The sequence below is a fragment of the Rhizobium atlanticum genome, assembly GCF_030182485.1.
In the GTDB taxonomy this organism is placed as follows: domain Bacteria; phylum Pseudomonadota; class Alphaproteobacteria; order Rhizobiales; family Rhizobiaceae; genus Rhizobium.
Map to the genome: position 1 here is coordinate 178,390 of NZ_JAQJCJ010000013.1, position 13,471 is coordinate 191,860.

Sequence of the window (13,471 nt, forward strand, 5' to 3'; positions counted from 1 at the left end):
TTAGCGCCTCCCCTGCCCGGACCGCCTGCCAAAGGCCAAGCCGCTTTCGGGATCGAACAGATGAACGCGGGCCGGATCGGCATCGATCATGATCCGGTCGCCCGAAACCGGCGCGAAATGGCCGGCTTCATGGATGATGATCTGATCGTCTTGACCGGCGAGGTTGCCATAGACATAGGTCTCGGTCCCGAGCCCCTCATGATACTGCACGACCAATGGGAGGCCCCGCTCGCTGGAGTGGGAGAAATGCGCGGGCCGGATACCGGCAACAACCGACTGACCGACCGCAATGCCGGCGGGATCGACATTGCTGACGATCGTGCCGCCGTTGCCGACATCGACGACGACGCCGCTTTCGCCGACGCCCAAGACCTTGCCCTTGATGATGTTCATGCGCGGCGAACCGAGGAATCCGGCGACGAAGAGGTTGCGCGGATGATCGAAGAGCTCCAGCGGTGCGCCGACCTGCTCGACCCGACCGGCGCGCAAAACGACGATCTTGTCGGCCATGGTCATCGCCTCGACCTGGTCGTGGGTGACGTAGATCATCGTCGTCTTGATGTCGCGATGGAGCTTGGTGATCTCGGCCCGGGTCTGGACACGCAGCGCCGCATCGAGGTTCGACAGCGGTTCGTCGAAGAGGAAGATGTCGGGCTCGCGTACAATCGCCCGGCCGATCGCTACACGCTGGCGCTGGCCGCCGGAAAGCTGCTTCGGACGCCGGTCGAGATAGGGTTCGATCGCCAGCATCCTGGCCGCCTCGGCAATGCGCGCCTCGATATCTGCCCGCTTGAACTTCAGATTTTCCAGGCCGAAAGCCAGATTCTTGCGTACACTCATATGCGGATAGAGCGCATAGGACTGGAAGACCATCGCGATTTTACGCTCGGCCGGCGACAGCGCGCTGACGTCGCGTCCACCGATCGCGATTGCGCCCGAGGTCACCTCCTCAAGGCCCGCAATGATCCGCAAAAGGGTTGACTTGCCGCAGCCCGACGGACCGACGAAGACGACGAACTCGCCGTTCTTGATGTCGAGTTCGACGTCATGCAGGACTTTCACGGAGCCATACGACTTGTTGACGGTCGAAAGTTTCAGTTCTGCCATGCCCCACTCCCATCAGGTGCCGCCGTTTCGAAGACGACGTCGTTTTCGTTCCAGCCTTGCGGCAATGGTGTCGGCCTCGTGATCCGCACCTCTTTCATCAAGATCCCGGCGACATCGGCCACGTAGACGGCCGGCATTCCGCCGGGATAGTCCTGCAGGCCGATCACTCGCCCGTCGGAGCCGCGGGTCCAGGCATTGGCGCGACCGCCGCCACCCGCCTTCGGCGCGAGGTCGGCATTCGTCGGGCGCAGGTCGTAGGTCCGCCCCGTGCCGAGCTGCCCGGGCTGCTGGTCGACGGCAATACGCGCCAGCGACACGTTCCGGATGCCTGACTGCGCGGCGGCAATGATGGTGATCGCCCCTTCCATGCGGCCGGTCACATCTTCGACTATGAGGTTTTCGATGGCGCCTGCGGGGCGTTCGGCGATTCGGTCGACGACATTGATGGTCAGCGTCTCCCCCGAGCCCCAGAAACCGTCCGGCGTTTCGCGACACTCTACCGTCATCCTGGAAAACCTCACATTCGAGATCCGGCCGCCGTCGCGGGAGAATATGCCGAGCGCCCGGTTGGACGACGAGACGCTGCAATCCTCGAACAGCACATTGGTGACGTCGCCATGTGTTTCCGTGCCGATCTTCAGCGCGCAGCTCAAGCTCTGAACGGAGCAGCGGCGCACGAGAATGTTCTCGCACCGGCCGATGGCTACACCTTCAGGGCCGATGCTGGTCTTCAGGCATATGCCGTCGTCAGCGGTCGATATCCGGCAATCCTCGATGACGGCGCCGCGGCAGGCGTCGAGCACGATGCCATCCGTGTTGGGAAGGCGGCGGTCGTTTTCGATGGTGACGTTTCGGACCGCAACATCGGTGCAATCGACGAAATGCAGCGTCCACATCGGCGAACGGCTGATGGTGACGGAACTGATCTCGACCTCGTCGCAGCCTTCGAAGACGACGACGCGAGGACGGAATTCGGCAGGAATGAAGGTTCCCACCGTCTCGTCGTCGCCAATGATGAAGTTCTCGCAACCGGCTTCGATGCGTCCTTTTCCGGTCAGGCTGATCCGCCGCGCATCGCTCGCCACGATCATGCCGCGATCCGACTTTTCCGCGATCACCGAAACCGTCGTATGCGCATAAGCGGCATAATCGGGAATGGGACGCAGGATCGCACCGGCGGCCAGGTGCAGATCGACGCCGGATCGCAGCCGGAGCCCCCTGCAGAGGTGGATGCCCGCCAGGAGTTCCAGGCGCCCGCCGCCGGAAGCCGACAGACGGTCGATCGCCGCCTGCAGACGGTCGGTATTGTCGCTGTCGAGCGCCTCAATCGCGACGAAGGAAGGAGCACTCATTGGCGGCGGCCACTCTCGATAAAGACTTCGGTCAGAAGCAGCATGGTCAGCGCCTGGCCGTAAGGCGTCGGCAGGTTCGGGATGCGCCGGTAGAAATCGAGATCGTGGCCCATGGGCGTCCCGTCCGAAACGCCGTGGACGACACCTTCGTCATCGATCTGTGCCAGCACGGCCGTGAGCGCACGCTCTGCATAGACCTTGTCGCTCTTGTCGAGAATGCCGGCATCGATGGCGCGCAATATGCCATAGGCAATACCCGCCGTTGCCGAGGTTTCGAGCGGCGAGGACGGATCGTCCAGAAGCGTAGTGAACATGCCATCAGGCCGCTGATAGGCCTTCAGGGACCGCACCTGGCTGACGAGGACGTTCGAGAGGAAACGCCGATCCTTCTCGCCGAGCGTCGGCACGAGATCGAAGAGCTCGGGGATCGCAACGGTGATCCAGGCATTGCCCCGCGCCCAGAAGGCGTTGGCGAAGTTGTGCCGGCCGTTGAAGGTCCAGCCGTGATACCAGAGGCCGCTCACCGGATCGGAGAGATAGCGGGTGTGGATGATGAACTGATAGACGGCCTCGTCGATCCAGTCATTGCGCTCGCAGAGGACGCCGGCCTGGGCAAGGAAGAGGCAGGCCATGAACAGTGTGTCGTCCCACAATTCGCCGTCGTTGAGACGCTCCTTGACGACGTGCTGGAAGCCGCCATCCTCGGTCTTCGGCAATTCCTTGATCAGCCATTCGGCCCAGTCTTCGACGAGGGCGCGGAAATCCGGACGGTCGACGTGCTGGACGAGGATCGCGAGCGGCAGCATCGGCGCCGTGCTGTTGATCTGGCGTGGCGGAATACCGCGTTCGATCTGGGCGCTGTACCAGGTGACGAGCTCCTCGAGCGCTTTCTGGTCATTGGCGGAAATCGCACGCCGGAGGAATCCATAAAGGCCGACGCCAACTTCCCAGTCCCATTCGTCGAACTGGATGCCGGAGGCGGCACTGTCCGTCACGAGACCTTCCTTGATGCCCTTGAGCCGGCTGAAAGCCGTCGCCACGCGATCGATCGTCGTCTGGAGGGCGGCGATGTCGGCAGATGCTGTGTTCATGCTGGAAACCTATGTTTCAGGAGTAGAAGGGCCCGTCAGTGCGGGCTTGGGACGCGGCGCTATCGTCGGTGAGGATCGGATCTGGCTGATCATGCGTGAACGGCCGGGGCTTACCGGCGATCGAAAGACCGCCGGCATAGGAAAGAGCGATCGCCGGCCCGCCCGGCGGCGTCAGGGAAAGACGCCGAAGCGTGGGATCGAATGAAACCGTCGTTTGGCACAGACGCTCGATGAAAGCCTTGAAGGCTTCGTCATTGCCGGATGATATGATGGCTCCCCAGCCGCAGAGCGGTCCGTACGAGCGCACCTCCCGATCGGCGGTCGGGCCATCGGTGATCAGTTCCAGGCCGTTCGAGGCCCAGAGGGCGGCAAATCCCCTGCCCGATCGGGCGACCAGCCACTTGCCTTCAATGATGAGATCGTCGAGACCGTCGTGGCCGACATAGGCGTGCGTCCAGGCATGCCGCGCGTCACGCGTATCTTCGATCAAAAGGGCGACGTCGCGATGCTGGGCGACGCGCGGCAGGATGCCATTGCCGGCCCAATAGGACGGTCTTTGATTGCCCCAGGGATCGTCTTCACCGGGATGGTTGACCCAGAGCCTTGCCATCGGGTGGCCGGCCAGCCTGATGTCGAGAACATGCTGCTGATGCCCCTTGCGGCCGGTCTTGTGGTCGACCACCGTCGAAAGCTGCGCGGCCTCGTTCTTGAACAGCACGAGCTTTCCGCTCTCGAGCCCCTGGCTATAGCGCGCCTCGACGCTTCGTCCTCGCGGAAGTGCGGCAAGCTCGGCAAGATCGGCCGGCGGCTCATAATCGCCGGCGCAGAACATGGTCAAAGCAGCCACACCGTTGTTCAGCCAGCCCGTTCCGAAGGCGACCTGGGCGAAGGGCGCCAACTCCGTCAGCGGGCCGGCGCGCAGTTCCTTGTCGTAGGCACGGCCCTGCGATCCCGCGGGAACGCCGGCGAGCGTGTGAAGGGCGATCATGCGGAAGATGAGATCGATCTGGCCGCGAGCGCGGTCGGCAATCCCGCTCTCGGCCCAGCCCTCGAGCGCCAGCAGCCCGATGAAATCGATCGGGTAATAGGCGGCCGAGTTCCACTCCGCGAGACCATGGGCTTCGACGCTGTCGAACCAGCGCCCGAGGCGCTCGACGGCGAGCGCCGCCTGCTGCCGCCCGGTTCGGCCCGAAGCGGAAAAGACCTCGTCGGGCAGAAGAAGCCCGGCCAGAAGCTGGCTGGTGTGGAAGCAGAGCACATGGTTCTCGCTCCAGAACCACATCGCGTCATTGCCCGGCTCGTCGACCCAGTAGCGATAGGTGAGAACGGAATGGCGGATGCGGTCGACCGTCGCCTTGGACATCCGGTCGCCGTAGGCGCCGAGCAGCCAGAGCAGCGGCACCATGATGAAATCCGAACAGTCCTCACGCGCATCGATGGAGGCAAGCGTGGCATCGACGATGCGCTCGAAGCTCTCCCGGTCTTCGTAGCCGGTTTCCATCATCGCGATGAGACGACCGGCGCGGTTGGCGCCGAAGCGGGCGCTGTATTCCAGCGCCTGGCGTTTGCGGGCGGAAAGCGATGCCTCGGCCGGCAATGGAGAAATGGCGCTCATGAAGGCAGCGTCGATGACGCGGGTGACCGAGCCCGGTCCGGAGCCGATCGTCATGTGAATGCCGTGATAACCGTCCGCAATGGCGCAGACATCCTCGGCGATCAACCGGTTCTGCTGCGCATGCAGGGTCAAATGCACATGGGCGAGGAGCGGCCGTTCGTGACCATGGCCGACGACCTTGATCTCCACCGGCAGGTCGCGCTCGGGCGCGGTGTCGAAGATGATTTCCAGAGGCTGATTGACGAAGACGTCCTGGGCCGGGCGAACGCCGCGCACAAGGCCCTCCAGCTCGCGAACCTCATCCTGGTCGAGTGCCACCGGCAGCAGCACCGTGAGTGGTTCCTCATCCAGTATTTCAAGTTCGAAGAACCAGGTCGTGTCGCGCTCGGCAAGATCTTCGGTGTGGACGAGAACCTCGTTGTCGCCGGCTTCGAGCTGCAAGCTGATCTCAGTCGCGCTCTCGACATTGCGCTTAAAGGGCTCGAAGCGCACCGCCTCCTGCCCGTTCACCCATATGCGCACCCCGCCGCAGGTCTTCAGCGCCAGATTGAGCGTGCGCGGTGCCTCTGTCCTGAACGTGCCCTTCAGCCATTTCCTGACATGCGTCGGCACATGCCAGAAGCTGGTGAACTCGACGCGGCGGTTCGAGCCGGGGAGATAAAGGCTTGTGGTCGGCCAGGACGTGTCGGGCAGAAGCGGCCGCCCCACCATGGTCGACCAGAAGGCCTTCCGGCAAGGCAGGTCGCCGACATCGACGAAACCGTTGATGAAGCGATAGTTCACGCGATCTTCGGCAGGAGCCGGCTCGCCGGGAAAATAGTCGGCGATGAGGCCGGACACGGCCCATGCCGTTATCGTCTCGCCTTTGGCAACGCCATAGGCTGGCGCCATGTCGTCGGGTTGCTTGACGCTTTCCGCCTGCACAGATCGCCTCCTCCGCAATCTTATGAAAACATTTTCATTACTTCATTTGTGTGCGGCGCCTTCAAGAAATGCTCAAAACATCGCAGCAGTGCCAGAAAATAGCTTGACGGGAGGAATGTCAAGTATATGAAATTCACATATCGATGGCCGAGGCCGCGATTGATGAAAATGTTTTCATGGGAGGATGAAAATGAAAACCTATCTCTTAGGGGCTTTCGCACTGGCGCTGGCCACCGTTTCCTTCGTCTGGTCGAGCGTCGCCATGGCGGAAACCCAGACGATCACCTTTCTCTTCACCGACGACGACCAGGCTTACGTCGAGCGGATGGAAGCACTGAGCAAGGAATTCGAGGCGGCGCATCCCGACATCAAGGTGAATTTCGTTTCGTCGGGCTATGATGCCGTCGCCAAACAGCTGCCGGTGCAGCTTGCCATCGGCGAAGGGCCCGACGTTGCCAAGATCACCGATTGGCAGCTGGCGCCCTATTACCTCGACATGCGCCCGCTGATGAAGGATCCGGACGGCTTCGCCAAGCTGCACGGCGACAGCCTGAACACGCTTCGCTTCCCCGGCGTCAACGATCCGAATTCGATCAACGGCTACGTCGCGTCACAGACCTTCAACCTGCCCTTCGTCAACAAGACGCTCTTCGAACAGGCGAATGAACCGCTTCCGAAGCCAACCGCCACGCTGAAGGAAATCGTCGAGGCTTCCGCGCGCGTCGCCAAGGCGACCGGCGCCCAGATTCCCTTCACGATGGACCGCTCCGGCCACCGCTTCTCGGGTGCTGCCTTCTCCTACGGCTCGAACTACGTCAAGGACGGCAAGTTCTCATTCCCCGACGATGCCGCCAAGCGCTATATCACCGATCTCTACAACTGGACGAAGGACGGCTCCTTCCCCAAGGAAATGTGGGGTGCGGCCGGCGGAACCCAGTACAAGAACATGGGTGACGAATTCGTCAATGGCAATGTCGTGACCTATCTGGCCGGCAACTGGATGGTCAATCCGTTCCAGAAGAAGATCGGCGACGGCTTCGAGTGGACGGCGATCAGCGCGCCTTGCGGCGATGCCGGCTGCTATGCAATGCCCGGCGGCACGGCAATCGTCGGCTTCAAGCGCACCAAGTATCCGCAGGCCGTCGCCTCGTTCATCGAGTTCCTCGGCTCTGAAAAGGTGCAGCGTGAAATCGCCGAAAATTACGTCATCCTGACCGGCGCCGACATCAAGGATCCGCAGTACAAGCTCGACAGCAAGAACGCCAAGGAAGCCATGGCCGTCTTTCTCGCGGCCCGCGACAGCGCGCCGCAGGCCGCCCGCGATCTGGAACGCCTCAAGGGATCGGGCGCCATCTATCAGCTGATCGTCCAGCGGATGAGCCAGCTGATCGTCGGCGAGCTTTCTCTCGAAGACACTTTCAAGGCGATGAGCGCAGACGTCGACAAGATCAACGTGACGCTCGCCGCCAACAAGTAACCGGCCGCGCCTGTCTCCCACAGATTGCGCGCCGCATCAGCCACGACCTCGCAACGGGCCGTGGCTGATCGTTTTTTGGCCATGCTTCGGCTGATCCTTCCGCCCGATCCGTTGATCGCGAAAGAGATCGGATTGTCGCCGGCAATCGCGCCGCACCGCCGTTACCGTACAGTGGAGCAACTTCCAGAGTATTGCCGCCCGATCAAGTATATTCAGGTAGTCTTACACATTCGGCGGAGAAGTCGTCGTGACACGTGCCGTGAGAGAGGCTATAGGCCTGGTAGTCAGTTCAAAACGCCGGCAATCCCGGTCACGTCAGCCGTCGATCCGTCTACCATCTAGAGGTGCATTCCCATGCCGATCGGTTCCGAGCATCCGCTGCGCAGGGAGTTGCATGACGAACTGCATGCGCGGCCGTCGCTATACTTCGATGGCGACACCGATGTCTGGCATGTCGCCATCGTCGGCGACAACGGCTCGCCTCCGCTGCCGGTTTCCCTGCCGGGATTGAAGGACGTCTCGACCACTCTCGGAGGCAACCACGGCATCGGCCGCTTCGGCGACGGCCGGCTGAAATGGGAGGCGCATACCGAGTTCCTCACCCTCACCTTCGTCACACCTGCAGCCTCTGCGCCCGGTAGTCATCCGCCCGAGGCTTTCAGGGCCTGCTGCGACAGGATCAACGGAAAGGTGATCGCCGCCGTCCGGGTGCTGGTGCGCGACGAGAAGGACGGACTGGCTCTCGAAAAACCCATGCTCGACTATGTCGCCTCCAAGGTCGGCGGCGGCGATGCCGAAGTACATTCGAATTTCCGCCTCAGCGACAGCGGTTTCGTCGAATTCCTGTTCTTCAACCGCAATCTCAACGCCTATCGCACCGGCCGCATGGTCCGGCGCGTCCTCGAAATCGAGACATACAGGATGATGGCGATGCTGGCGATGCCGATGGCGCGCGAGACGATCTCCCAGCTCTCGGCCTTCGACCGGCGCCTCGATCTCCTGATCACGCACATGCAAAGCGCCGTAAAAGTTGACAAGGCGCTGCTTTCCGAAGTGACAAGGCTCTCTTCCGACGTCCTCAACTTCTCTGCGCTGGCGCGCCATCGCTTCGGAGCGACGAAAGCCTATGCCGAGATCGTCGCCAGCCGGGTCTCGGAGCTGCGCGAGGAACGCGTCGAGCAGCGCCAGCGGATCGGCACCTTCATCGGACGGCGCTTTCAGCCGGCCGTCCGTTCCGTGCATGCCGCAGAGCGCCGCCTCGATGAGCTCGCCGAACGGGTCAGTCTCGCCGGCGATCTGCTCAGAACCACCGTACAGGTTCAGCTCGAGGATCAGAATGCTTCTCTGCTCACCTCCATGGAAGAGAGGGCGCGCATCCAGGTGCATATCCAGCAGGCGGTCGAAGGCTTCTCGGTCATTGCCATCACCTATTACACCGTCGGCCTTGCCAAGATCTGTCTCGAAAGCATTTCCGAACTAGGCGTCGACCCTCATCTGGCCAAGCTCGCCGTCCTCGCAGCCATCCCTTTGGTGCTCTTCGCCGTCTGGACCGCCGTTCGCCACGTTCGCCGGAGCATCGCGGGCGCACCGCATAGCGCGGTACCCGGAAGCCACTGAAGCCACGTCGGGCACACAGCCTGCCGCGGACCGACCTTAGGCCTCTTCACCAACCTCTTCGCCTCCTTCCAACTTGTGAAGAAGCGTTTTAATGACGCGGTGCGTCGTCTCGATCTCCACAACCTCGAGGCCGTCAGCGAGACCACTCGCCCATGGAGCTTGGAGGCGCATGGCCGCCTTCTGGGTGTCTCGTCCCTTTTCCGTCAGCACGACGAGCTGCGCCCGCCGGTGATGGGGGTTGGCTGCAAAGGCGACGAGCCCCTCCTTCTCCAGATCGTTGACGATGCGCTGCACGTTCTGGCGGTTGGCTCCCATGTCGCGCGCAAGCCAGGCGACTGGCTGCGGACGTTCCGAGGCTGCGATGGTGCCGAGAACATGCCAGCGCGCACTCGTCAGCCCGAGACTGGCGACGAGCTTGTCTCCTGATGTCAGCATCCGGTTGTTCAGTCTGAACAGGTCAAGGACGAGAGCGGTCAACGCAGATCCAGCGGCGGTTCGTTCGGCTTCAGCCATTTGGCACCATGCAGTTTATTTGACATCATAGTGTCAACAAATTATGTTCCATCATGTCGAATTGACACCATAGAACCCTATAGAATGGAGCAAGGAATGTCACACATTCGTCCGATGGACCCCGCCTTCCCGATAAACCGGCAAATCGAGCTCGAAGCCTCCCCGGTCGTGCTCATCAATCTTTTCACTCTCGACAAGGCGGACGAGCCCAGATTCCTCGAGGTCTGGCAGGCCGACGCCGCCTTCATGAAGCGCCAGCCCGGCTTCATCTCCACGCAGCTGCATCGCGCAGTCGGCGAAAACCCGACCTACTTCAATTACGCCGTCTGGGAATCGAACGCGCATTTCCGGGCCGCCTTTATCCATCCCGAGTTCAGAGCCAAGAGCTCAGCCTATCCGTCGTCGGCAATCGCGTCACCGCACCTCTTCCAGAAGGTCGCGGTCGCAGACATCTGCGTCGCCTAACCCAGCGCCGTCTTCACGATCATGACCTTAAGTCAGCTTGAGTTTTCGCCTTTCCATGAACTTCACCCTTTCCCGCCGGTTTGCTCCGGCGGGAAAGGTCAAGCGTTCGTGCAGACGGACGGTCAGGACGCCATTGCGTAGTGCCGATGCTCTGTCGCCCGGCCGCCGCGCGTCCTGAACCGCCGCAGCAATTCGGCAAGGCTCTCGGTTTCCTGCGTCAGGCTCTGGGCCGCGGCCGTGGTCTCTTCGACCATCGCGGCGTTCTGCTGCGTGACCTTGTCCATCTGGTCGCCGGCGGCCGAAACCTCGCGCAGGCTGGTGGCCTGCTCGCGGGCGGCCACCGCGATCTCAGCGACGGTCGCATTCATCGCGGTCACCTGCTCGACGATCTGTTCGAGCGAGACGCCGGATTCGCCGACGAGATCGACGCCTGTCTTGACCTGCATCGACGAGGTGGAGATCAGTTCCTTGATCTCCCTTGCCGCATTGGCCGAACGCTGCGCGAGCTCGCGCACTTCCTGAGCGACGACGGCAAAGCCTTTGCCCGCTTCACCGGCTCGCGCAGCCTCGACGCCGGCATTCAGCGCCAGCAGGTTGGTCTGGAAGGCGATCTCATCGATGACGCTGATGATGTTGCCGATCTTCGACGACGAATTCTGGATTTCCGTCATCGCAGCGATGGCGCGGGAGACGATCTCGCCGCCCTTTTCAGCGTTGGTGCGGGCGGTTGCCACTACCGCCTGGGCGCGGCTGGCGCCCTCGGCCGTTCCGTTGACGCCGCGGGTGACGTCGCCGAGCGCTGCAACGGTTTCCTCCAGCGAAGCCGCCTGCTGCTCTGTGCGGCGGGCAAGATCGTTGGAAGCGGTGGAGATTTCGGCAAGGCCGGAGCGGATGGTGGTGACCGCGCGGATGACCGAGTCGACCGCTTCTTCAAGGCTCGCGACCGAGCTGTTGAAGTGATCACGGATTCGGACATAGCGATGGTCGACTTCACCGACGCGGACCGAGAGATCCCCCTTCGAGAGCGCATCAAGCCCAATCGAAATCTGGTGGAAGGCATGTTCCATCACCTGCGCATCGCTGAGACGCTCGGCTTCCTGGCGCAGCCGCTCTTCTTCGGCCGCCAGACGCGCTCGCTCGGCATTGGCTTCGGCGATCAGCTTGGCGCGGCCGGTCTCCTGGAACACCTTCAGCGAACGCGCCATGGCGCCGAGTTCGTGCCGGTGCTCGACGCCCGTGATCACGATGGCATCGTCGCCGCGGGCAAGCTGTTCCATGGACTGTGCGATGCCGCGCACCGCTGAGGAAATCAGGCGACCGACGAAATAGGAAAGCACGAGGCCGATGACGATCAACAGGCCGCTGATGACAAGCGTCGTGCTGGTGGCCGAGGCAACCGTTGCTTCGACCGAGCCATCCAGGTTCTTCTGCGCGCCTGTCACGGTCGCCTGCAGGTCCTTGAACTCGCCTGCGATCTTCGGCGCCAAAACGTTGAGCTGCGTCTGGCGGGTATTGCCGGAGGTCTGCAGCACCTCCTTCATGTCGCCGAGGCGCGCGGTGTAATTCTGCATGAGCTGGCCGGCGCCCATCAAACGCTTCTTCTGCAGCTCGTTCTTGGCAGCCTTGGCGGCGGCGTCATTCAGCGCCACCGCCTGGACAAGCGCTGCCTGCGCCGTGTCATAGGCGGCAAAATCGTCCGAATGCACGAAGCGCTCGGAGAAATAGAGGCTGCGGTTCAGGGCTTCCAGCGTTTCTGCCGTCATGTGCAGCAGGGCGACATCGTTCTGGCGCCAGGCGCTGCGCATGACGTCGTTGAGCGCGATGCTGGTCCAAGGGCCGAATTCGGTGACCTTTGAGATCAGCAGGTCGCGCCGGGCCTGAAGGGTGACGATCTGTTCGAAGGCCTTGCCGTAGGCAGCGATATCCTGGCGGATCATCGCAAGGCCGGACTGCAGCTCCTTATTGCCGACAAAACGCGGATCGTCCGCCTCGAAAGCCTTCACGCCGGCACGGAAACTGTCGACAACAGCCTGCGTCGGCGTCGAGCGGAAGGCTTCGGCCGACATCTGGATCTCGTGCAGCTGGTCGCTGTAGTCCGAGATGGCGAGGCTCTGGCCTGCCGTGGCGCGATAGGAGGCGAAGATGGCGGCAAGCCCGTTCATGCCGGAGATCGCGCTGACGGTGAGCAGGCTCATCAGAAGGATCAACGGCACGAAGCCGGAAGCGATCTGCGCTCGGATGCCGAATTTATTCCAGAAATGCAACATTATAGGCCTCTTATGCTCACTGGCTCTTCGGCAGGTATGTGGAGATGTTCTCAGGTGTGACGAGTTCGAAGGGAACGTTGTTTTCGCGCGGCACCTTCTCCTTGTTGACGAGCTTCACGGCGGCGTCGACCGCCGCGGCACCTTGTCCGACAGCGCTCTGGAGAATGGTCACGTCGAGATCGCCGGCCACCATCGCGGCTAGCGCATCGTCGGTCGCGTCGACGCCGGCGACAACGACATCCTTCATCGGCATGCCGGCCTTCTTCATGGCGCGGATCGCGCCGAGCGCCATCTCGTCATTGTTGGCGATCACGGCGTCGAACTTGACGCCCGCCGAAAGCCATTCCTGCATCTGCTGGTCGGCATAATCGCGCGACCAATAGGCCGCCTGCCGCTCGACGATCTCAAGACCCTTGCACTCAGGCGTTGCGATGACGTCCGATATGTCCTGGGTGCGGGCGCGGGCGGCTGCGTGGAAGGGCTCGCCCATCAGCACGACGACGCGGCCCTTGCCCTTCAGAAGCGTGCAGACCTGCTTCGTCTCCAGCGTGCCGGATTCCTTCTCATTGGAGGCGACCACCACCTGATTTTCGGGGAGATCGAGCAGGTTGGAGGGGACGTTGTTGATGTAGACAAGCGGGATGCCGGCATCTGCCGCCATCTTGGTCATCTGCGGCCCGAGGTCGCCGTCGGAAACGGCCAGGATGATCGCATCGACCTTGTCGGCAATGAGCTTCTGGACCTGCTTCTTCTGCAGCTCGTTATCACCCTTGGCGTTTTCGGTGACGAGCTTGAGGCCGGAGATCGTCTCGCCGTGATTGACGACGCCGTTGAGAAGCGCCGTCCTGAATTTGTCGAGATCGGACATCGAAACGCCGATCGTCTGCGCATTCGCAACAGTGACCGACATCGCCAGGGCGATGGATGCAAGCGTAGCCGTCTTCATGAATTCCCCTGCGCAATCCGGATTTGGAATGCGTTATTTCAAATCTTGGTTAAATTTTACTTTTCGCCCCGAAGCGAGAAATTAACGCACGATCTTA

The 13,471-nt window shown here is 62.1% G+C and carries 10 protein-coding genes; 3 read left to right on the forward strand and 7 right to left on the reverse strand.

Features of this window, described 5'->3' with window-relative positions:
- Genes PH551_RS19890 through PH551_RS19905 form a run of 4 tightly spaced genes read right to left on the reverse strand, consistent with a single transcriptional unit; the run spans nucleotide 1 to nucleotide 6,056 of the window.
- Nucleotides 1-1,107: an ABC transporter ATP-binding protein gene (locus tag PH551_RS19890; protein ID WP_285194555.1), complete on the reverse strand. Its 1,107-nt coding sequence runs from the start codon at nucleotides 1,105-1,107 to the stop codon at nucleotides 1-3.
- Nucleotides 1,095-2,459 (reverse strand): polygalacturonase PglB, encoded by a 1,365-nt coding sequence (gene pglB / locus PH551_RS19895; protein ID WP_285194556.1) that lies wholly within the window; start codon nucleotides 2,457-2,459, stop codon nucleotides 1,095-1,097. The genes PH551_RS19890 and pglB overlap by 13 nt, the downstream gene beginning before the upstream one ends.
- Complete coding sequence (gene bglB / locus PH551_RS19900) at nucleotides 2,456-3,550, reverse strand: beta-galactosidase BglB (protein ID WP_285194557.1); 1,095 nt, start codon at nucleotides 3,548-3,550, stop codon at nucleotides 2,456-2,458. The genes pglB and bglB overlap by 4 nt, the downstream gene beginning before the upstream one ends.
- Nucleotides 3,551-3,566: 16 nt before the next feature.
- Nucleotides 3,567-6,056 (reverse strand): hypothetical protein, encoded by a 2,490-nt coding sequence (locus tag PH551_RS19905; RefSeq protein ID WP_483315434.1) that lies wholly within the window; start codon nucleotides 6,054-6,056, stop codon nucleotides 3,567-3,569.
- Nucleotides 6,057-6,279: 223 nt separating this feature from the next.
- On the opposite strand from PH551_RS19905, the gene PH551_RS19910 reads away from it, so the two are divergent.
- Nucleotides 6,280-7,566: an ABC transporter substrate-binding protein gene (locus PH551_RS19910; RefSeq protein WP_285194559.1), complete on the forward strand. Its 1,287-nt coding sequence runs from the start codon at nucleotides 6,280-6,282 to the stop codon at nucleotides 7,564-7,566.
- 354 nt (nucleotides 7,567-7,920) lie between these two features.
- Complete coding sequence (locus tag PH551_RS19915) at nucleotides 7,921-9,183, forward strand: DUF3422 domain-containing protein (protein WP_285194560.1); 1,263 nt, start codon at nucleotides 7,921-7,923, stop codon at nucleotides 9,181-9,183.
- Nucleotides 9,184-9,219: 36 nt separating this feature from the next.
- On the opposite strand, the gene PH551_RS19920 is transcribed toward PH551_RS19915, so the two are convergent.
- Nucleotides 9,220-9,696 (reverse strand): MarR family winged helix-turn-helix transcriptional regulator, encoded by a 477-nt coding sequence (locus PH551_RS19920; RefSeq protein ID WP_285194561.1) that lies wholly within the window; start codon nucleotides 9,694-9,696, stop codon nucleotides 9,220-9,222.
- A 96-nt stretch (nucleotides 9,697-9,792) separates the two neighbouring features.
- Here PH551_RS19920 and PH551_RS19925 point away from each other — a divergent pair, with 96 nt between their 5' ends.
- Nucleotides 9,793-10,161, forward strand: coding sequence for an antibiotic biosynthesis monooxygenase family protein (locus tag PH551_RS19925; protein WP_285194562.1), 369 nt, complete (start codon nucleotides 9,793-9,795; stop codon nucleotides 10,159-10,161).
- A 122-nt stretch (nucleotides 10,162-10,283) separates the two neighbouring features.
- On the opposite strand, the gene PH551_RS19930 is transcribed toward PH551_RS19925, so the two are convergent.
- Nucleotides 10,284-12,428, reverse strand: a complete 2,145-nt coding sequence (locus tag PH551_RS19930; RefSeq protein ID WP_285194563.1) for a methyl-accepting chemotaxis protein — start codon at nucleotides 12,426-12,428, stop codon at nucleotides 10,284-10,286.
- A gap of 16 nt (nucleotides 12,429-12,444) precedes the next feature.
- Nucleotides 12,445-13,374: a substrate-binding domain-containing protein gene (locus tag PH551_RS19935; RefSeq protein ID WP_285194564.1), complete on the reverse strand. Its 930-nt coding sequence runs from the start codon at nucleotides 13,372-13,374 to the stop codon at nucleotides 12,445-12,447.
- Nucleotides 13,375-13,471: the final 97 nt, after the last annotated feature.